The organism is Cupriavidus sp. KK10, from assembly GCF_018223725.1.
Lineage (GTDB): Bacteria > Pseudomonadota > Gammaproteobacteria > Burkholderiales > Burkholderiaceae > Cupriavidus > Cupriavidus necator.
This window is the reverse complement of sequence record NZ_CP073677.1, coordinates 1,976,360-1,996,749: the sequence shown is the minus strand read 5'-3', so window position 1 is coordinate 1,996,749 and position 20,390 is coordinate 1,976,360. Positions and strand designations below refer to the sequence as shown.

The 20,390-nt window shown below is 65.3% G+C and carries 18 protein-coding genes and 1 pseudogene; 9 read left to right on the top strand and 10 right to left on the bottom strand.

Annotated elements, in window-relative coordinates; genetic code table 11:
• Positions 1-8: 8 nt before the first annotated feature.
• Positions 9-137, top strand: a pseudogene (locus tag KB879_RS39285) (cytosine deaminase); the annotation flags it as partial.
• Positions 138-174: 37 nt separating this feature from the next.
• On the opposite strand, the gene KB879_RS09685 reads toward KB879_RS39285, so the two are convergent.
• Positions 175-390, bottom strand: a complete 216-nt coding sequence (locus tag KB879_RS09685; RefSeq protein WP_041228590.1) for a CDGSH iron-sulfur domain-containing protein — start codon at positions 388-390, stop codon at positions 175-177.
• A gap of 249 nt (positions 391-639) precedes the next feature.
• On the opposite strand from KB879_RS09685, the gene KB879_RS09680 reads away from it, so the two are divergent.
• Both KB879_RS09680 and KB879_RS09675 read left to right on the top strand, forming a co-directional pair.
• A complete protein-coding gene (locus KB879_RS09680) occupies positions 640-981 on the top strand; it encodes a hypothetical protein (protein ID WP_153955875.1) in 342 nt (113 codons plus the stop codon).
• A gap of 63 nt (positions 982-1,044) precedes the next feature.
• The gene (locus KB879_RS09675) at positions 1,045-2,085 is read left to right on the top strand and encodes an MBL fold metallo-hydrolase (protein ID WP_153955876.1); all 1,041 of its coding nucleotides are present in this window, start codon (positions 1,045-1,047) and stop codon (positions 2,083-2,085) included.
• On the opposite strand, the gene KB879_RS09670 is transcribed toward KB879_RS09675, so the two are convergent.
• On the bottom strand, positions 2,082-3,983 hold the full coding sequence (locus KB879_RS09670; protein WP_211982155.1) for a potassium transporter Kup: 1,902 nt from the start codon (positions 3,981-3,983) through the stop codon (positions 2,082-2,084). The genes KB879_RS09675 and KB879_RS09670 overlap by 4 nt on opposite strands.
• A 217-nt stretch (positions 3,984-4,200) precedes the next feature.
• Here KB879_RS09670 and KB879_RS09665 point away from each other — a divergent pair, with 217 nt between their 5' ends.
• Complete coding sequence (locus KB879_RS09665) at positions 4,201-4,746, top strand: ProQ/FinO family protein (RefSeq protein WP_041228589.1); 546 nt, start codon at positions 4,201-4,203, stop codon at positions 4,744-4,746.
• Between the two features lie 27 nt (positions 4,747-4,773).
• Here KB879_RS09665 and KB879_RS09660 read toward each other — a convergent pair whose 3' ends face one another.
• Together KB879_RS09660 and KB879_RS09655 are read right to left on the bottom strand one after the other, a co-directional pair.
• Positions 4,774-5,913, bottom strand: a complete 1,140-nt coding sequence (locus tag KB879_RS09660; protein WP_211981120.1) for an acyl-CoA dehydrogenase family protein — start codon at positions 5,911-5,913, stop codon at positions 4,774-4,776.
• Positions 5,906-7,102 carry a CaiB/BaiF CoA-transferase family protein gene (locus tag KB879_RS09655; protein ID WP_211981118.1) on the bottom strand — a complete coding sequence of 399 codons (1,197 nt, stop codon included), beginning with the start codon at positions 7,100-7,102 and terminating at the stop codon, positions 5,906-5,908. Before KB879_RS09655 ends, KB879_RS09660 begins: the two co-directional genes overlap by 8 nt.
• A 116-nt stretch (positions 7,103-7,218) precedes the next feature.
• On the opposite strand from KB879_RS09655, the gene KB879_RS09650 reads away from it, so the two are divergent.
• Positions 7,219-8,124 (top strand): LysR family transcriptional regulator, encoded by a 906-nt coding sequence (locus KB879_RS09650; RefSeq protein ID WP_013952610.1) that lies wholly within the window; start codon positions 7,219-7,221, stop codon positions 8,122-8,124.
• A gap of 503 nt (positions 8,125-8,627) precedes the next feature.
• Here the strand turns inward: KB879_RS09650 and KB879_RS09640 are convergent.
• Positions 8,628-8,789, bottom strand: a complete 162-nt coding sequence (locus KB879_RS09640; RefSeq protein WP_211981116.1) for a hypothetical protein — start codon at positions 8,787-8,789, stop codon at positions 8,628-8,630.
• A gap of 249 nt (positions 8,790-9,038) precedes the next feature.
• Here KB879_RS09640 and KB879_RS09635 point away from each other — a divergent pair, with 249 nt between their 5' ends.
• Positions 9,039-9,527, top strand: a complete 489-nt coding sequence (locus tag KB879_RS09635; protein ID WP_211981115.1) for a porin — start codon at positions 9,039-9,041, stop codon at positions 9,525-9,527.
• A gap of 234 nt (positions 9,528-9,761) precedes the next feature.
• Positions 9,762-9,986 (top strand): DUF3820 family protein, encoded by a 225-nt coding sequence (locus KB879_RS09630; RefSeq protein WP_013952607.1) that lies wholly within the window; start codon positions 9,762-9,764, stop codon positions 9,984-9,986.
• Between the two features lie 18 nt (positions 9,987-10,004).
• Here the strand turns inward: KB879_RS09630 and garD are convergent, their stop codons facing one another.
• Positions 10,005-11,570 carry a galactarate dehydratase gene (gene garD, locus KB879_RS09625; RefSeq protein ID WP_211981113.1) on the bottom strand — a complete coding sequence of 522 codons (1,566 nt, stop codon included), beginning with the start codon at positions 11,568-11,570 and terminating at the stop codon, positions 10,005-10,007.
• A gap of 389 nt (positions 11,571-11,959) precedes the next feature.
• Here garD and KB879_RS09620 point away from each other — a divergent pair, with 389 nt between their 5' ends.
• Both KB879_RS09620 and KB879_RS09615 read left to right on the top strand, forming a co-directional pair.
• A complete protein-coding gene (locus KB879_RS09620; protein WP_013952605.1) occupies positions 11,960-13,015 on the top strand; it encodes a cyclase family protein in 1,056 nt (351 codons plus the stop codon).
• 28 nt (positions 13,016-13,043) lie between these two features.
• Entirely contained in the window at positions 13,044-14,285 is a 1,242-nt protein-coding gene (locus tag KB879_RS09615; RefSeq protein ID WP_211981112.1) for an ABC transporter substrate-binding protein, read from the top strand.
• Between the two features lie 202 nt (positions 14,286-14,487).
• Here KB879_RS09615 and KB879_RS09610 read toward each other — a convergent pair whose 3' ends face one another.
• The 4 genes from KB879_RS09610 to selB all read right to left on the bottom strand — a co-directional run bounded on the left by KB879_RS09610 (position 14,488) and on the right by selB (position 20,100).
• The gene (locus KB879_RS09610) at positions 14,488-15,075 is read right to left on the bottom strand and encodes a helix-turn-helix transcriptional regulator (protein WP_013952603.1); all 588 of its coding nucleotides are present in this window, start codon (positions 15,073-15,075) and stop codon (positions 14,488-14,490) included.
• A gap of 503 nt (positions 15,076-15,578) precedes the next feature.
• The gene (gene pyk, locus KB879_RS09605) at positions 15,579-16,997 is read right to left on the bottom strand and encodes a pyruvate kinase (protein WP_211981110.1); all 1,419 of its coding nucleotides are present in this window, start codon (positions 16,995-16,997) and stop codon (positions 15,579-15,581) included.
• Positions 16,998-17,052: 55 nt separating this feature from the next.
• On the bottom strand, positions 17,053-18,141 hold the full coding sequence (gene apbC, locus KB879_RS09600; protein WP_013952601.1) for an iron-sulfur cluster carrier protein ApbC: 1,089 nt from the start codon (positions 18,139-18,141) through the stop codon (positions 17,053-17,055).
• Between the two features lie 45 nt (positions 18,142-18,186).
• Positions 18,187-20,100 carry a selenocysteine-specific translation elongation factor gene (selB, locus tag KB879_RS09595; RefSeq protein ID WP_211981108.1) on the bottom strand — a complete coding sequence of 638 codons (1,914 nt, stop codon included), beginning with the start codon at positions 20,098-20,100 and terminating at the stop codon, positions 18,187-18,189.
• Positions 20,101-20,390 lie beyond the last annotated feature (290 nt).

Sequence of the window (20,390 nt, the reverse complement as noted above, 5' to 3'; positions counted from 1 at the left end):
CATCGGCGCCGGGCGACCGGGCGGACCTGGCGCTGGTCGCCGCGCAAACGGTGGCCGAGGCGGTCGTGGCAAGGCCGGTCCGGCAACTGGTGGTGTCGGCCGGCCGGGTGGTCGCGCGCAATGGCGCGCTGGCATGAACCAGGCTGTGCTGGCGCTGGTTCAATCTCAGGCGGCTCAAGACTTCGGCTGTGGCGTGCTGCTGAACCCCTGCCGCTTGTGCGAGCCATCGCAGAAAGGCTTGTTCTCGGAATGGCCGCACCGGCACAACCAGACCTGCTCGCCTTCAAAAGCGAAGGTGGCGCCTGCCGGGGTCACGATCCTGACGGGACCCTTTATGCGGTACGGCCCATTGTCCTGTACCGTAACGGTGACAACGGTGTCTTCGTCCATGATGCATACACTCCCAGGCGACAGCCACGCTGGCACCCCTGTGGCAACCTTGTGCGCGCCTGTCTCTTCAAATCTACTCCAGTTTGTGGCGGGCGTTAAATAGACTGGCTGTAGGGCAACGTTGAGCTCGTGCCTTGCGTGGCAGTCCCTTGCAAAGCACTTTGCGGCCACAGACGGCCAGCTTCCGGCACTCCGGCCACGGTTGTCCGCCGAGCCCGGGTGCCCACAACCGTACGGAGGTGGCCTTCGATGAAGCCTCGTCAAGACGCACAGCAATGGCGCCGCTTCTATATCCTTGATGAGAAGAACCGGCCAGTGCAGGTAACCGACCACGACGAATGGTCGCGCTGGATGGCGGACAACGACCTGGTATTCCGCCGCACCCTGCTGGAGCAGTCCGGCGGCATGGTGACGACCCGCTTCCGGGGCGTGTCGGAAGCCGCACCGACGGACACCCCCTTGTTCATCACGCGCGTCACAGGGCTAGCTGAGCAGGACAATGAAAGTTTTGGCGCGCAGACGCTTGACGCGGCGCTGGAGGAGCATGAGCGAATCGTGCAGAAGCTGCTGCGCCAGCTGACCGGGCGGTGACTGGCAGCCCGGACCAGCATGCGCCTTTGCCTGAGCCTGGTGCCGGTCGCACCGCGATTGATCATGCGCCCTTTGCTGGAAGCCCGCCTCGTCAACGATGCCTTTGGCGACCCGGGGCTGTTCGTCGACTTCCTGGACGAACGGCGCGCGCTGCTGTTCGACCTGGGCGACATCGCCCGGCTGATGCCGCGCGAACTGATGCGCCTGTCGCATGTGTTTGTCACGCATGCGCACATGGATCATTTCTCTGGCTTCGACAAGCTGCTGCGGGTGCTGCTCGGGCGCAAGCCGCGCATTGTGCTGGTCGGCGGGCCAGGATTCCTGGCGCAGGTCGAGCACAAGCTGCTTGCCTATACCTGGAACGTGGTGCATCGCTACGCCACCGAACTGGTCATCGAAGTGGCCGAACTTGGACTGGACCGGCAGATGCGGCGCGCCTGCTTTTCCAGCCGGCACGGCTTTGCCAGAGAAGCCGAAGCGCGCGCCGCGAGGACCGGCGATATCGTGCACGACGAAGCGACGTTCCGGGTGCGCGCCTGCTTTGTCGACCACGGGACTCCATGCCTGGCCTACCTGGTGGAGGAAAAGGCCCGACTCGGCGTCAACAAGGAACGCCTGGCCGCATCCGGTCTGACCACCGGCGCCTGGCTGCGCGAACTCAAGCATGCCGTCCTGACCGGCGCAGCCGACGATGCGCCGATCCTTGTGCAGTGGCGGGACCGGCTCGGCGACCATGCGTCGGCGCGAACGGTCGGCGAGCTGAGCCGGCTGATCCTGGATGCCGAGCCCGGCCGGCGCATCGGCTACGTGACCGACCTGCGCTATACGAGCGAGAACGTGCAAGCGCTGTCGCAACTGATGCAAGGCGTCGACCAGCTCTTCATCGAGAGCGTGTTCCTGGACGTTGACCGGGCACACGGCCTGCGCAAGAACCACCTGACCGCTGCCCAGGCCGGATTGATTGCGCGCAGCATCGGCGCACGCGCGGTGACGCCGTTCCATTTTTCGCCACGCTATCAAGGGCGCGCCGATGAACTGGCTGCCGAGGTACGGGACGCCTGGGCCACGGAGTCCTTTGCAGAACAGGTACCGCCTGCGGTCTAGATCTCGATCTGCGTGCCAATCTCGATCACGCGATTTGCCGGTATGTTGAAATAATCTGCAGCATTACCGGCGTTCCTGCTCATCGTGGCAAACAGACGCTCACGCCATGAGGCCATGCCACTGGAAACGCCGGCTGCAGGGACGATGGCCTCGCGACTCAGGAAGAACGAGGTGTCCATGATGTCAAACTCCAGGCCAGCCGCCGCAGGCAGCGCGCCGAGCGCCTGCGCAACATCGGGCCGGTTCATGAAACCGAAGCGCAGCGTTATCCGGTAGCAGGCGTGTCCGAGCGGTTCAACGGCCGCGCACTCGGTCACCGGCACCGATGGTACGTCCTTCATCTTGACGGTAAGAAACACGACGCGCTCGTGTAGCACCCTGTTATGGTTGAGGTTATGCATCAACGCATGTGGCACCACATCCGGTGTCGGGGTAAGGAACACCGCCGTGCCGGGCACACGCGGTGGTGGTGCGAGAAACAGCGAATCCAGGAACGACTTGAGGGGTACGTCGGTACTTTGGAGCCGCTCCAACAGGGCTTGCCGGCCGCGAACCCATGTCAGCATCACGACAAACATCACGGCCCCGACAACGAGCGGGAACCAGCCCCCTTCGGCAACTTTCAACAGGCTGGAAGAAACGAAAGCCATATCCACCGCGATAAAGAAGCCAGTTGCGAAAAGGCTTAGCAGCAAGTTGTAGCGCCAACCGTAGCGGATCACAAAGAAGGTGAGAAGCGTCGTCACCAGCATCGTGCCGGTGACCGCGACACCGTATGCCGAAGCAAGATTGGACGAAGACCCGAAGCCGAGCACGGCAATCAGAACCACAACAAGCAATATCCCGTTGAGCGTCGGTATGTAGATCTGACCGATCGCCCGCTCTGATGTGTGCACCACGTTCATGCGTGGCAGATAGCCCAGCTGGATTCCTTGTTTCGTCAGCGAGTAGGCACCCGAAATCGTCGCCTGCGACGCGATCACTGTTGCCGCTGTCGCAAGTGCAACCATCGGATAAAGGGCCCACGACGGAAAGAGCAGGTAGAAGGGGTTCTCGATTGCTTTTGCATTCACAATGATCAGCGCGCCCTGCCCCAGGTAGTTGAGCGCAAGGGCCGGGAATACCAGGCCGAACCAGGCCAGGCGAATCGGGGCACTGCCGAAGTGTCCCATATCGGCGTAGAGCGCTTCGGCACCGGTGAACGCGAGCAGCACCGCCCCAAGCACCGCGAACGAGGCGAACCCGTGCTGCGTCACGAAACCGAGCGCGTGCAGCGGGCTGAGCGCGCCCAGGATTGCTGGATACCGGGCGATGCCGTGGATGCCCGCGGCGGCCAGGGCGATAAACCACACGATCGTGACAGGCCCGAACAGCGCGCCGATGGCCGCGGTGCCATGGCGCTGGAACAGGAACAGCGCGATCAACACACCCACGGATGCCGGCAAGATATACGGCTGCAGCGCGGTAGTGCCCACCTCGATGCCTTCGAGCGCCGAGAGCACCGACATGGCAGGCGTCAGCACGGCATCACCATAGAAGAGCGCCGCGCCAAACAGGCCCACGAGCAGGATCGGCGTCGGGGAGCGACCGACCTTTTTCACGGACGCCAGAGCGAGCGCGAGCAGTGCCATGATGCCGCCTTCGCCCCTGTTGTTTGCCCGCATGATGAGGATCACGTACTTGAGCGAAACGACCACCATCAGCGCCCAGAGGATCGCGGAGATGCCGCCGAGTATGTTCTCGGTTACGAGGGGAATCCCGTGGGCTGGATTGAAGGTTTCCTTGACCGCATAAAGGGGGCTCGTGCCAATATCGCCGTAGACGACGCCCAACGCAGCAAGGGTGAGCGCTGCGCGGGATTGCTGCAGGTGCGATTCGTCTGGCGTTTCACCGTTCATGGCATAGGAATCCACCGCTGCTCCTCGATTTTCGAACGGATGGTCCGCCTGCTCAGGGCAATCATATGAGGACGTCCCGCCGCCAGCCCTTCTGTCCGGGCCCCGCCTTTCGGGAGCGAGAGACGTATTCGACGCATGCCCGCCGCATGCAAAATGCCGCCGAACCTGTCATTGGCCCAGCCTTGCTACAATTCTGGTTCACAGAACGGCAAATATCATGGGCTTTGAACAACTCGCAGCACTAAGGGATCAACTGGCAAACAAGGCGAAGGCCGAATCACGTACGGAAGGCAAGCGCCGGCGCCCCGCGCCAGCTGCCGCGCCGGCTGCCGCACCCGCGAAGCCGCCCGTCGATCCGGTGGTGCATTCGATTGCCCGGCTGCAGAAGCACTTCCCCAAGGCGTTTCCGAAGAACCCGGCACCCAAGGTGCCGCTGAAGGTCGGCACGTTTGAGGATCTGGCCCAGCATGCGGGAAAGCTTGCCCTGACCGAGGCGGAGCTGCGTGAAGCGATCCGCACCTGGTGCAGCGGCGCACGCTATTGGTCGTGCATGGTGGAAGGCGCCAAGCGGCTGGACCTGGACGGCAATGAGGCCGGCGTCGTCAGCCTGGCGGATGCCAAGCGGGCCCAGCAGCTGAAGGCCCGCCGCAGTGCGGGCGCCCGGCCGCGGAAAGCCAAGCCTGCCACGCCCGCGGCCACGCCTGACACACCTGCCGCGCCCGCCGCCACGCCTGACAGCCCTGACACGCCTGCCACGCCCTGATCCCCGCCATCGGATCTGCAGCGGCGCTTACGCCAGCACCGCGCGTGCGATCACCGTCCGCTGGATTTCCGACGAGCCTTCATAGATGCGCAGGATCCGCGCATCGCGCACCAACCGCTCCAGCGGCATTTCGCGCGTGAAGCCGTAGCCGCCGTGGATCTGCAGCGCGGCGTCGGTAACAAAGCCGACCATCTCCGAGGCATAGAGCTTGGCCATCGATGCCTGCCCGGTGAAGGGCTCGCCGTCCCGGCGCCGTACCGCCGCCTGCAGGGTCAGCAGCCAGGCCGCCTCCAGCCGCGTGCGCATGTCGGCGAACATCCATTGCAGGCCTTGCTTGCGCGCCAGCGGCTCGCCGCCGACCTGGCGCTGCCTGGCCCAGTCCGCGGCGCAGGCCAGCGCTGCCTCGGCAATGCCCAGGCTGGTGGCGGCCACGTCCAGGCGGCTGTTGTCCAGCACCTTCATCGCGGTACGGAAGCCCGTGCCTTCCGGCCCCAGTCGGTTGGCGGCAGGGACGAAGCAGTCCAGCGCCACCTCATGGGCCGGCGCCCCGCGAATGCCCATCAGTTTCTCGGCAGGAGCGATCTCCACGCCCTCGCTGTGCCGGTCCACCACGAAGGCGCTGATACCGCGCGTGCCCGCGGCGGGATCGGTCTTGGCGTAGACGACGATAAAGTCCGCCGCGTCCGCGTTGGAGATGAAATGCTTGACCCCGCGCAGTCGGTAGCCGTCGCCCTCCGGGGTGGCGCGCGTGGCCATGTCGGCCGGGTTGGAGCCGGCGCGCGGCTCGGTCAGCGCAAAGGCGCCCAGCTTGATGCCGGCGGCCGCATCCGGCAGGTAGCGCTCGCGCAGGCTGTCGTCGCCGCCGATCAGGATGGAATCGGTAGCCAGGTAGTGCGCGCCGATCATCGACGAGGTAGAGGCGCAGGCCTTGGCAACCTCCACCAACGACAGGATCAGTGCCACGGGCGAGGTCTCGGTCCCGCCCCAGCGTTCCGGCAGGTTCATCCCCATTAGGCCGAGTTCGGCAAGTTGCGGCACATAGCACGTGGTGGAGGCTTCGGCCCGGTCCACCTCGGCCGCCTTCGGCGCCAGTTCGCTTTGCGCGAAGCGGCCGATGGCGTCGGCAATCTCGAGATCGCCCGGTTCGACGCCCAGTCGTTTATGCATGTTGTTTCTCCTTGCTGAACACTTGCGGATGCGCCGTAGCAGCGTTGGCCAACTCGGCCAGGATGGCTTCGGTGTGCTGCCCCAGCGCCGGCGCGGGCGTCACGCGGTTGGCGCCGTAGCCGGAGAACTTCACCGGCTGCGAGGGCAGCCGCACGGTGCCGCCTTCCGCCTCGGCCACTTCGGTAAGCAGGCCGCGGTGGGCGGCATGGTCGCTTTCCAGGGCTTCCTTGACGTTGCGGATGGGCGCGACAGGAATGCCCGCCTCGCTCAGCAGGCGGTTCACCTCGGCCACGGAAAAGCTGGCCGACCAGGCTTCGAGAACGGCGCACAGATCGCCCTCGAAGCGGCAGCGCGTCTCGTCGTCGGCAAAGCGCGGATCCTGCGCCATCTCCGGCCGGCCGATGGCATTGGCCAGTGCCTGGAACAGCTTGTTGTTCAGCACCGCCACCACGTAGAAGCCGTCCGCGGCGCGGTACACGCCGAACGGCGCGGACGAGGGATGGCGGTTGCCGACGCGCCGCGGCGCCAAGCCGGTCGCGGCATAGCGCGCAACCAGAGTGGCGCTCAGGCTTAGGGTGGCGTCGAACATCGAGACATCGATATGCGTGCCCCGCCCGGTCTTCTCGCGCGCCAGCAGCGCGGCCAGCACGCCCCATGAGGCGAACAGGCCGCTGACCGCATCCGAGACAGCCTCGCCCAGCATGGTCGGGGTGCCGTCCGGGGCGCCGGTGGCGTCCATCAGTCCGCACATTGCCTGCAGGATGATGTCGTAGGCCGGGCGATGCGATTCCGGGCCGGTCTGGCCGAAGCCCGACACGCTGGCGTAGACCACCGACGGATTCAGCGCACGCAGCGCCTCATAGCCGATGCCCAGCTTGTCCGCGACACCTGGACGGAAGTTCTCGACCACCACGTCGGCCCGGGCGCAGAGCGAGCGCGCCAGCGCCAGGCCCGCTGCCGTCTTCAGGTCGATCACGATGCTCTGCTTGTTGCGGTTCATGGCAGAGAACAGGCCGCTCTTGCCATCGACGAAGGGACCGACCGCGCGGTAGTCGTCGCCGCCCGGCGGTTCAATCTTGATCACCTCGGCGCCAAGGTCGCCGAGCAGCGCCGTGCAGTAAGGGCCCGCCAGCACGCGCGAGAAATCGATCACGCGGATGCCGGCAAGCGGCAGGTCGGAATGGGTCACGTCTTGGCCTCCAGGGCTTGCAAGCCCGCGGGCTTGCGTTTCAGTGACACCGATTCTGCGCAGCGCAGGCTATCAAGTAAAATATGAAATTCGACTAGCACCTATAGGATTTTCTGATGCGTGTCTCCTTGCGGCTGTTGCGCTACTTCGCCGCGACGGCGGAAACCGGCAGCACCACGGCGGCGGCGCGGCTGCTGAACGTCTCGCAGCCCTCCATCTCCGTTGCCATCCGTGAACTGGAGACGCTGTTCGAGGAAGCCCTGTTCGCCCGCGATGTCGGCGCAAGGATGACCCTGACCCGCTTCGGCGTGCGCAAGCTGGCGGAAGCGCGCCACATCCTTGGGGCAGCAACGGCATTTGAAGTGGACAAGAGCGGCGATGCCTCGGCGGGCGAGGTGCAGATCGGCGTCTTCCGCACCCTGGCGCCGGTCTACCTGCCGGTGGTGCTGCGCATGGCACGCGAGCGCTATCCCAAACTGTCGGTACGCTTTGTCGAAGGGGACCTCGCCCAGCTGGAGGACTGGCTGCACGGCGGGCAGATCGAGCTGGCGCTGACCTACGATGTGGGCATGCCCGATGACATCGAGCGCGAACTGCTGGCAGAGCTGCGGCCCTACGGCCTGCTGCCCGCAGGCTCACGGCTGGCCAGGCGCAAAGGCAGCCTGTCGCTGCACGAACTGGCGCAGGAACCGCTGATCCTGATCGACCTGCCGCACAGCCGTGAATTCCTGATGGCGCCGTTCTGGCAATTCGGGCTGCAGCCCGAGGTGCGCTACCGCGCGACTTCGCTGGAACTGGCGCGCGGCATGGTGGCGAACGGACTGGGCGCGGCGCTGCTGATCACGCAGGCACCGGCGTCGTCCCAGGTCACCGCCGTCGTGGAAAAGCCGATACGGGAAGACACCGTGCGCCAGCCGCTGGTGATCGCGCGCACGGCCCGCGCGACGCGCACCCGGGCGTCAGAGTTGCTGGCCGAGTGCGTGCGCGCGGCTGTGGAGGAAGCGAAGATCCAGCGCGCCTGACGGCGGGCGGCGTCCATTCAGCAGAGCCGGTCTGCAACCAATCCGCCACCAGCACCGTCCGCTCGGCCGCGTGGTTGTAGATCGTATGCTCGCCATCCGGCCAGATTCGTAGCGTCACGTCGTCCGTGAGCGCCGCGTCCAGGAAAGGCTGCTGGTCTTCCAGCTTCACCAACGGATCCGCGCCGCCATGCAGCACGAGAACGGGCAAGAGATCCTGTCGCGGTGCGATTGAAAGCGCATGCGTTCGAAATTGGCCTGGATGGCTGGGCCTGGGCGGCTGTCACCAGGTGGCCGGCCCTGGCAGCGTGTTCGGCGCGCTCCAACTGAGCATCGGCGAGCGACTCGGCCATGCGATCCCAATCATCTCCCCGGCCTTGTGGCGTCGAACAGCCGGACGGCGTCGGCATAGTCCATGCCGCAATCCAGCAAGCGTGTGACCGGCATCGCCCGCTGGAACGCAAGCGCTGCCGAAGAAACCGTTGTCGTCATCATGGCTCCCGCGCTCACGAAACAGCCGCTGCGCTGGTCCCGGCCAGCATGCTGGACTGCGCCGCACCGCGCCAGTGCAGCTTCTGGCGCAGGGAATCGACCAGGCCGGGCAGACTCGCCAGGTCGGAAACGCCGCCGAAAACAGTAAAGTCCGGCCGGCTGATGTAAGCTTGCATGCCATGCCCATGCATGAACGCTGCCTGAGCGCCATCGAGTTCCACCACTGCCCCGGGTATCGAAGCCGCGCCGGACAGCACGACGATATGGCAGCCGAGTTGCTCAAGGAAACCGATCTCCCTGGGTCGGGCTGTCCAACCAGCACTGGGGCAAGCTGACCTTTGGCAACCAGTATGATTTCATGTTCGACTCGCTGCTCTTTGGCGGCTTTCACGAGGCGAACGGCGGCTTCGATGGCGCACTGACCTATGGCGGCTTCTACAATTTCCGGCAGGGACCATTTTCCGCCCTCGGCATCCCGAACAACCCCACTGGATCGGCGGACTTCGATCGGGTGGTCCGCTCGGGTACCAGGATCGGTAAAGTACCAATCGGCCAATTTTGCCAGCTTGACCTTCGGCGCCCTGTACGGCTTTGGAGGTGTCGCCGGGTCGTTTTCCTCCGGCAACACCGTCAGCCTTGGCGTCAACTATTCGAGCGGCTGGTTCGCCGCCGGCGCGGCCTACACGGACGTCAAGTATCTGCAGATGAACAACGGGCAAGACGGCATCCGCAACTTCGGAGCCGGCATGCGCTACAGCTTCGGACCGGTCATGACCAGCGTCTTTCTTATATGCGCATACCGAGAACACACAGGCCCAGGGGCAAATCGGCGCAAACTGGTCGCTCGCTCCCGCATGGACACTGGGTGGCAACGTCCAGTACATGAAGGGAAATGCCATCCTCCTGAACAATGACGCTGTCCCGCTGACGAGCACGCTGATGTATCGCTTCTCAAAACGGACCGCCGTCTATGCCGAAGGTGTCTATCAACGGGCTTCAGGTGATGGCCCGGCTACGGGGGCATGGATCAATGGGCTCTTCGGGCCCAACGCGGCTTCGAGCGGGCGCACGCAGGTGCTTGGTCAAATGGGCATCACGAGCGCCTTCTGACTGTGATAGCGTGGAGCCTTCCGACTTTCCGCCCACCAATGACCGATTTCGATGCCGACGCCCTGAAGCGGCTGGTCACAGTCACCATGCCTTTTGGCAAGCACAAAGGCACGGTGATCGCCGACTTGCCAGGCAACTACCTGAACTGGTTCGCGCGCGAGGGCTTCCCGCCGGGGCAGATCGGCGCGCTGCTGGCGCTGATGCACGAACTGGATCACAACGGCCTGTCACATCTGCTCAAGCCGTTGCGCGGGCGTACGTAGCGCAGTCAGACCCGAGGCTCAGGTCACCGGCGCCGGATTGAACAGCACCAGCGCATTGCGGATCTTCCAGTGCTCGGCCCATGACCTCTTGCCGCTGGCCACCGCCAGCAGCGTGTGGAACAGCTCCCAGCCCACTTCCTCGATGGTGGCCTCGCCGGTCGCAATGCGGCCGGCGTTGACATCCATCAGGTCATGCCAGCGCCGTGCCAGGTCGTTGCGGGTGGACACCTTGATCACCGGCACCTCGGCCAGCCCGTACGGCGTGCCGCGCCCGGTGGTGAACACGTGCAGGTTCATGCCGGCGGCCAGCTGCAGCGTGCCGCAGACAAAATCGCCCGCGGGCGTGGCGGCATAGATCAGCCCCTTTTGCGTGACCTTCTCGCCGGGGCCGGTGACGCCATGGATCGGGCCGGTGCCGGACTTGACGATCGAGCCCATCGCTTTTTCCACGATATTCGACAGGCCGCCCTTCTTGTTGCCCGGCGTGGTGTTGGCGCTGCGGTCGACCTTGCCCTGCTCCAGATAGCGGTCGTACCAGGCCATCTGCTGCACCAGCGCCTCGGCCACCTCGGGCGTGGCCGCGCGCGCGGTGAGCTGGTCGATGCCGTCGCGCACCTCGGTCACTTCGGAGAACATCACCGTGGCCCCGGCGCGCACCAGCAGGTCGGTGGCAAAGCCCACCGCGGGATTGGCGGTGACGCCGGAGAAGGCATCGCTACCGCCGCACTGCACGCCGACCACCAGGTCAGACGCCGAACAGGTCTCGCGCCGGCGTGCGTTCAGGCGCGCCAGGTTCTTCTCTGCCGTGGCCATGATCGAATCGATCATCGAGGCAAAGCCCACATGCTGCTCGTCCTGCAGGCAGACCACGTCGGGCTCGCCCTCCTTCTGGATCGGGATGGTGCCGGCGCCGATCAGGCGCGCCGGCTGCAGCTTCTCGCAACCCAGGCTGACGATCATCACCTCGCCGCCGAAATTGGGGTTCAGCGCGATATTGCGGATGGTGCGGATCGGGATGCCGGCATCGGGCGCGTCGATCGCCACGCCGCAGCCGTAGGTGTGTTCAAGGCCCACCACATCGTCGACATTGGGATACTTCGGCAGCAGTTCTTCCTTGATGCGCCGCACGGCAAACTCCACCACGCCCTCCACGCACTGCACCGTGGTGGTAATGCCCAGGATATTGCGCGTGCCGACCGAGCCGTCCGCATTGCGGTAGCCCTCGAAGGTATAGCCTTCCAGCGGCGGCAGCGGCGCCACGCGCGTGCCGACCGGCAGGTCGTGCAGTTCCGGCGCGGCCGGCATGCGGATCACCCGCTCATTGACCCAGCTGCCGCGTGGCAGGTCTTTCAGCGCGTAGCCGATCACCACGTTGTAGCGGATCACCGCGCCGCCCTCGCGCAGATCAGTCAGCGCCACCTTGTGGCCCTGCGGCACGCCCTCGGCCAGCACCAGGCCGCAGGGGAATTCCGTTCCCGCCGGCAGGCCGCCGTCGTTGGCCACGATGGCAACGTTGTCGTTCGCGTGCATCGTGATGTACAGCGGGCGAGCCGCCTGCTCACCTGCCGTCGGGGTCACTGCCATGTCATCTCCAGCCTGGCGCGCGTCGCGCACCTTTAGTGTTACGTTGTCTGACAACATTCTATCTGCTTATGGCTGCCTATGACCCCGGGAATTCCCTATCTCTCGTTTTTTCAGGACGGATATAAGCCACTTCCCTGTCATGTTGTACGACAACACATCATGAACCAGCATTGTCCGCCACTAAGAAGGAGGCCAACTCGCCGAAATCCTGCTGCACCGCAAAATGACCATCCCCCGCGATATGGCCTATAAGGATGCAACCGGTTTCATGCCACGAGAACCGGACAGGAGATCTTCCGCGTGGCCACGCACATCGCGCAGCCACGCCGCACTGATACCCCATACACCGGCCGCTCCGTCGGCCACGCACACGACAGGAGGCATGACTCATGCGCTGGAAGCAACGTCCGCAAGGTTCCAACTGGGGTGACTTCGGCCCCGACGACCAGCTCGGCCGCATCAACCTGATCGGCCCGGAGCAGGTCGTGAAAGGCGCGCGCGAGGTGCAGGCCGGCATCAGCTTCTGCCTGTCGCTGCCGCTGGACTACCCCGGCGGCAACAAGCTCAACCCGCGCCGGCATCCGCCGGTGCTGCGGCCTACCTTCCGCGACGACATCCCCTATTTGAACTTCCCGCTGGCCAAGGTCGATCCCACCGCCACCGACGTCATCAGCGACGACCAGGTGCTGCTGTGCCTGCAATACAGCACGCAATGGGATGCGCTGGCACACGTGGGCGCGCTGTTCGATGCCGACGGCGACGGCCGCCCGGAGCGCGTCTACTACAACGGCTACCGCGCCAACGAGCATATCGTCGGCCCGGTGGACTATGCCGAGGACGACAACTTCGCCGCGCACCCTTGCGGCCACGACCACAGTGCCGCGCAGGCGCTGGGCATCGAGAACTTCGCGGTCAAGGGCATGCAGGGCCGGGGCGCGCTGGTGGACCTGGCCCACACCTTCGGCATGGACTTCCGCAATGTCGGCTACGACGACCTGATGCACGCGCTGGATGCCGGCAAGGTGGAAGTCGAACGCGGCGACATGCTGCTCCTGCGCACCGGCTTTGCTGAGGTGGTGCTGTCGATGCAGCGCAACCCCGATGAAGCCGTGCTGCACCACAGCTGCTGCGCGCTGGATGGCCGCGACGAACGCCTGCTGAACTGGATCACCGATGCCGGCATCGCCGCGCTGATCGCCGACAACTACGCGGTCGAACGCTACCCCGCCCGCCCCGCGCCCGATGGCGACAAGCACCACCCGCTGCTGCCGTTGCACCACCACTGCCTGTTCAAGCTGGGCCTGCCGCTGGGCGAGCTGTGGTACCTGCGTGAACTGGCGGACTGGCTGCGCGCCAACGGCCGTACGCGCTTCCAGCTCACCGCCCCGCCGCTGCGCCTGCCCGGAGCAGTTGGGTCGCCGGTGACGCCGATCGCCACGGTATAAGCCAACAACATTAAATCAGGGAGACACCATGAACCATCGCCACGCGATCCGCCGTATTGCCGCCAGCGCCCTCGCCTTCGCCGCGGCGCTTACCTGCGGCACCGCCCAGGCCCAGCCCAGGGCCGCCGTCTCTGACGACGTCGTCAAGATCGGCATGCTGCTCGACATGAGCGGCCTGTATGCCGACGTCACCGGCCGCGGCAGCGCCACCGCCGCGCAGATGGCCATCGACGATTTCGGCGGCAAGGTGCTGGGCAAGAAGATCGAGCTGGTGGTGGTCGATCACCAGAACAAGGCCGACATCGCCGCCAACAAGGCGCGCGAGTGGTTCGATACCGCCAATGTCGACGCCATCCTCGACGTGGCCGCGTCGGCGCCGGCGCTGGCGGTGCTTGAGGTTGCAAGACAGAAGAACCGCATCGTGGTGTTCTCCGGCCCCGGCACCGAGCGCATCACCAATGACCTGTGCACGCCGGTGTCAGTGCACTACGCCTACGACACCTACGCGCTGGCCAACACCACCGCGCGCGCAATGGTGGAGCGCGGCGGCAAGTCCTGGTTCTTCCTGACGGCGGACTACGCCTTCGGCCACACGCTGCAGGACTCGGCCACCGCGGTCATCAACGAGACCGGCGGCAAGGTGCTTGGCGCCGCGCGCCACCCGCTGGCCACCAGCGACTTCGCCTCTTATCTGCTGCAGGCGCAGGCCAGCAAGGCACAGGTGGTGGGCCTGGCCAATGCCGGCGGCGATATCGTCAACGCAATCAAGGCCGCCTCTGAATTCGGCCTGACCCGCAACAACACGCAGCGCATGGCGGGCCTGCTGCTCTATATCAACGACATCCACGCCATCGGCCTGAAGACGGCCTCCGGTCTGGTATTGACCGAGGCCTTCTACTGGGACATGAATGAAGCCACGCGTGCGTGGTCGCGCCGCTATTTCGACAAGCTCAGGAAGATGCCCAACATGAGCCAGGCAGGTGCATATTCATCGGTGACACACTACCTGAAGGCCGTGCAGGCAGCGGGCACCGACGAGACTGCGGCGGTGATGAAGAAGATGAAGTCGATGCCGATCAACGACTTCTTTGCCAAGAACGGCCGCATCCGCGAAGACGGCCGCATGGTCCACGACATGTATCTGTTCGAGGTCAAGACGCCGGCCGAATCCAAGTACCCATGGGACTACTACAAGGTGCTGGCCACGGTGCCGGGCGAGCAGGCGTTCATGCCGATGTCGAAGTCGCAGTGCCCGTTGCTCAGGCGCTGATGGCGGCGCCGGTGGAGATATCGGATTGGGGCCCGAAGTACGCGAATGAAGATGGACTATGTGCCGGCTAGCGGCGGCATGCAACGTGGTGTCCGAACCCCGCGCCGATTTCCGACAAGCACAAATCCTAGTTTGTATCAGACAAATACAGACTAGGATTTGTGCCGTTGGAAACCATCCAGCGTTCGGTTTTCCGCTACCGCTAATCCCTGGTCAGGTTTTCCAGCCACAGGCTCATCAACCCGGCCCGGCCCCTGACGCCGAATTTCCGGAAGATGCCGGTCACATAGGAATGGGTCGTGGAAACCGCCAGACCGAGGCGCTGGGCAATCTGCTTTTCCGATGCGTCGGTCAACAGCAGCCGCAAAACTTTCTGCTCGTGGGGCGCCAACGGGACGGAAGAAAGCGCCAGCCCAAGGTCAAGAATGCTCTCCTTCTTCAGCGCAGTGACATCGCGGGCAACCCCGACGCGCAACCGTTCCGACTGGAGCCATCCGGCGGACCACATGATATGGACGGCACTGCCGTCCTTGTGGCGATAGCGGTTTTCAAAACCGATCCGCTTCTTTCCCGACATGACCTGCTTGGCCTCAACAATGGTCCGGTCCCGGTCGGCGGGCATGACCAGATCGATGATGAACTCGCCCGCCATATCCTTCGGCGTATAGCCAAAAATGCCCTCGCAGGCTGCGCTGACATACTGGATGCGGCCGCCCGTGTCGACCAGGAATACGGCGTCCAGCAGTTGGTCGGCAAACGCAGTGATGTCTTTTCCGATCTCGATACTCATGGCAGTCCTGACCCCCGATACTGGCGCTTTTACTGGCGCTTTTACTGGCGCCTTGATTGGCCCCTTCGCCCGGATTTCACCCGAACGCGGGTCAACGTGAAGACTAGACCACGCGCCAGCGCATGTACAGTGTTGGCGTCGATAAAACCGGGCGAGGTTCGCCAGCCGGAAGGCCTTTAACGGCGCCACTCATGCCTGCGCGCCGTCAAAGGCACCCTGCTGATTAGCAGGATACGACTTTTGCACGGTTTCGATACCATCATGGCCATCATTTGCCCGGTCTTCGGCAGGCCCCGCCGGGGGCTTCCAAAGCCGTAGTCAACGAGAGTCGGGGCAAATGAGCCAAGCCTCAGCATCGCCTACCCCCTTCGAGGGGGGAGTCGAGGTCAGGAGGGGAGCGGCCCGGCCCGCTGACGGAGGTGGCAGTGGCCTCTGTCAGCGGGGACCGTGCAACGCTGCGGCAATGCCCCGGGACGTACCTGTTCGGCGGCGTCCCTACCCCCTCATTGGATCTGCGCAATCCGCAGCAGGTTGGTGGTTCCCGCCACCAGGAACGGCAGTCCGGCGGAGATGACGATGGACTGTCCGGCTTCCCCGAACCCCTCCGCCAGCACAGTGCGGCTGGCCAGATCGGTCATCTCCGGCACATCCAGCACCTCGTGGCAGAGCACCGCATGCACGCCCCAGGTGAGCGTCAGCCGCCTCGCCGTCGCCATGCGGGGTGTCATGCCGAGGATGGGCACCTGCGGCCGCTCGCGCGCCATGCGCAGCGCCGAGTAGCCCGAGCTGGTATAGGCGACCGTCGCCGGCACCCTGAGCAAGCCCACGATATGCCGCACCGCGTAACCGATGGCATCAGCCGCGTCCGCGCGCGGCGGGGTGTGGGATGCCTCGATGGCGTCGCGGTACAGCGGGTCGGATTCCGTGCGGGAGATAATGCTGTTCATCATTCGCACCGCCTCCACCGGATACCGGCCGGAAGCCGACTCGGCCGACAGCATGACTGCGTCGGCACCGTCGTAGATCGCCGTCGCCACGTCTGACGCTTCCGCACGGGTAGGCACGGGGGCGGCAATCATCGATTCAAGCATTTGCGTGGCAACGATGACCGGCTTGCCGGCCTTGCGGCACGCGCGGACGATCTGCTTCTGCAGCGACGGCACCTGCTCGGCGGGCATCTCCACGCCCAGGTCGCCGCGCGCCACCATGATGGCATCGGCCTCGGCGACAATCAGGTCCAGGCTCTGGATGGCGGCAGGCTTCTCCAGCTTGGCCACGATGCCGGCGCGGCCGTTGACGATTGCCTTGATCTCCCGGATGTCCTCCGGCCGCTGCACGAAGGACAGCGCGATCCAGTCCGCACCCAGCGCCAGTCCGAAGTCTAGGTCGCGCCGGTCCTTCTCGGTCATGGCCGACAGCGGCAGCACCGCGTCCGGCACGTTCACCCCCTTCCGGTCCGAGAGCGTGCCGCCGTTGACGACCGTGGTCTCGGCGAAGTCGGCGCCGCACTGCCCGACGCGCAACCGGGTCTTGCCGTCGTCCAGCAGCAGCTCCACGCCCTCGCTCAGGGCGGCGAAGATCTCCGGGTGCGGCAGGCAGACCCGGCTGGCCGAGCCGGGCGCCGCACTGTCCAGGTCCAGCCGGAAGCCAGCACCGGCGGCGAGTTGCACCGGGCCGTCGGCGAAGGTGCCGATGCGCAGCTTCGGACCCTGCAGGTCGAGCAGAACGCCGATCGGGCGGCCCCGTTCGCGCTCTACGGCGCGGATGGCTTCGAATCGTTGCCGGTGGTCGTCGTGGGTGCCGTGGCTGAAGTTGAGCCGGAAGACATCGGCGCCGGCCTCGAACAGTGCGTCAATGAGGTCGGGGGTGCTACTCGCGGGACCGAGCGTGGCCACGATCTTGGCGTTGCGAAGGCGTCTCATGCCATTGCTCCATGTCAGCGCGCGACGGGAGCCGCGCGTAAATCGTTCACCCTGGTCAGGTGTTCTGCACGACGATGCTTGGGAACTTGCTGGTCATGTCGCGCGCCTTGTCGGCGACCTTGATCGCCACCTTGCGCGCGATGGCGCGGTACATCTCGGCCACCGGGCTGTCGGGCTCGGCCACCACGGTCGGACGGCCGGAGTCGGCCTGCTCGCGGATCTGCAGGTTCAGCGGCAGGCTGCCGAGCAGGTCCACGCCGTAGTCGGCGCACATCTTCTCGCCGCCGCCGTGCCCGAAGATATGCTCGACATGGCCGCAGTTCGGGCAGCAGTAGACCGCCATGTTCTCGACGATGCCCAGGATGGGAATGCCCACCTTCTCGAACATCTTCAGGCCCTTCTTGGCGTCCAGCAGCGCGATGTCCTGCGGCGTGGTGACGATCACCGCGCCGGTGACCGGCACCTTCTGCGACAGCGTCAGCTGGACGTCGCCGGTGCCCGGCGGCATGTCGACGATCAGGTAGTCCAGGTCGTGCCAGTTGGTCTGGCGCAGCAACTGCTCCAGCGCCGAGGTCACCATCGGGCCGCGCCATACCATCGGGTTGTCCTGCTCGATCAGGAAGCCGATCGAGTTGGCCTGCAGGCCGTGGCCTTCCAGCGGCTCCATGGTCTGGCCGTCGGCGGATTCCGGGCGGCCGTCGATGCCCAGCATCATCGGCAGGCTCGGGCCGTAGATGTCTGCGTCGAGCATGCCGACGCGCGCGCCTTCTGCCGCCAGCGCCAGCGCCAGGTTCACGGCCGTGGTGGACTTGCCCACACCGCCCTTGCCCGACGCCACCGCGATCACATTCTTCACGCCCGGCAGCAGCTTGACCCCGCGCTGCACCGCGTGCGCGACGATCTTCATGGTGACGGCCACGCTGACATTGCTCACGCCCGGCACTTGCCGCACTGCAGCAACCACCAGCTTGCGGATCGGATCAAACTGGCTCTTCGCGGGGTAGCCGAGTTCGACTTCCAGCGAGACATCGCCGCCGTCGACACGGATATTCCTGGCCGATCGGGTGGACACCAGGTCCTTGCCCGTATTGGGATCGATGACGGTGCGCAGGGCTTCGGTGACCTGCTCAGTGCTGACGCTCAAGACATACTCCGCTGCTGGTGAATGTAGGGAGGCAGTCGTCGCCTGTCAGAGCAACTCCAGCCAACGACTGTCCGTGCGCACCAGATGCCGGCCACGGTCGAAGCGCGTATAGCCAACACGGTCAAAGAATTCCAGGACCTGAACCGCACGTTTTCGTCCGAGTCCGGTGGCATTGCGAAATGCCCCGGCGACGACCGTGCCGGCGTTCTTGCTGGCGTCGACAGCGGCGAGCAAGGCCAGCTCGCGAATCGCCTCCGGATCGTAGAAGAGGTCGTGCACGACCTGAAACGTCTCGCCATGACGTGCGAGCTTGCGCATCAGTTGCCGCACCCTCTCCTCCGGCACGCCATGCGCGCTCGCCAGCTCGCGCACCCATGGCGGATCGAAGCGCCCCGCTTTCATGTCCTGCTGCAATGTCGCGGCAAGCGAGCGATCCGCATCGTCGAGCGTCACGGTGTGCTCGGGCAGGTGCAGCCAGGGCCCGTTCCTGATGATGTCACCGCGCGCGCAGGCGTCATCGACGACCGCATTCCACAACGCGTCTTGCGCGAGCGGCGCGGCGATCCTGCGCAAACGCGCCACCTCCGGGCCAAGCACATCCGGCGAGCGTTGGTGGAATTGCCGGAGGGCAGTGGTCAATCGGCCCGCCAGCGCCCGCCACGCCGCGCTGGACACCAGCAAGGCATCGTCGCCCGGAAGTTCAATCACGCGCGTGTCCCGCGGCAGTTCGATGGCCGCCGCCGGCATGCCGCTCAGCCGCTCCAGCAGCGCGCGCGACAGCCCGTTTGGCGCCTGCTCAAGCAATGCCCCGACCGAGCCAGTGTCAAGCATGGCCTGCATTGCGTCGAGCCACGCCAGCCGCGCCGGGGAACGGCGCTTGCGCGCGGGCGCGAACGGATCGAGTACATCTCCGCCGCCGATGGTGCGGCTAGCCTGCGCGTTCCGCACGACAAAGGGATCGCCAGGCAGTGCGCACACCGGCCGCTCGAACACAAGCTGCACGCGCGCGCGCTGCCCGGGCGCAAGCGTCGGGCCATCGAGCAGCGCGACACGTGCCACCTGGTGCTGCGTGCCCAGGTGAATATGCAGGGGCGCCCAGTGCTCCAGCGCAGGGGCGTCTGGCAACAGTGTCAGCATCACATCGATGCGCTCCGACGCCCGTGCCAGGCGCACATCGACCACCCAGTCACCGCGTTCGATCGCGCCCTTGCCGATGCCGGCCAGGTTCAGCGCGCAGCGCTGCCCCGCCCGCCCGGCAGCAGCAGCAGCACGATTCTGCGCATGGATGCTGCTCACGCGCACAGACTCGTTCTTCGGTGCGAGCAACACCCTGTCGCCGACATGGATGCGCCCGGACACCACGGTTCCGGTCACGATCGTTCCTTGCCCGGCAAGCGTGAAGACCCGGTCAACCGCAAGGCGGAACAGCCCGTCGTCGCGCCTGGTGCGCGACGCAGCCGCGGCCGCGTGCAGGTGCCGCTTCAACGCGTTCACACCCGGATCGTCGGCGCGCGTTGCGCAGGTTTCAAAAACCGGTGCATCCTCCAGCATGCTGCCGCGCCGGAACGACGCAATCTCCGCGCGCACCTGCCGCAGCCGCGCGTCATCCACGCGATCGACCTTGGTCAGCGCAATCACGCCGCGCCGGATGCCGAGCAGTTGCACAATGGCAAGGTGCTCGCGCGTTTGCGGCATCACGCCGGCATCGGCGGCGACCACGAGCAGCGCGAAGTCAATACCGCATGCGCCCGCGGCCATGGTGTGAATCAGCTTTTGGTGGCCCGGGACATCGACCAGGCCGAGCACGTCGCCGTTCTCGAGCGGCACGTACGCATAGCCAGGCTCGATCGAGACCTCGCGCGCCTTCTTCTCCTTCAGGCGGTCGGCATCCATGCCCGACAGCGCCCTGACCAGGCTGGTCTTGCCGTGATGGATATGTCCTGCCGTGCCGACGATCATGGCTGCGTCAGGTAGACCGGCAGCCTGACGCGCCGGAGACCATCAGGGACTGCCGCGGGAATATCCTCGTCGTGAACATGCATGGTCTCCTATCCTTATCCGAATGGCCGATGGGCTTGCTCAAGCGTGCATCGACGCCGCTGCGCTTAGTGTTCCTGCATCGTTGGAGACAAGATAATTGCCTGGCCACCTAAGGTAAATTCAGCGATTCTTTGCGCGCCTATAAGCGATGCCTTAAGTGACAACGGGATGGACAGATTGACCCGAGAGACCTGGCTCAGCATGGACAT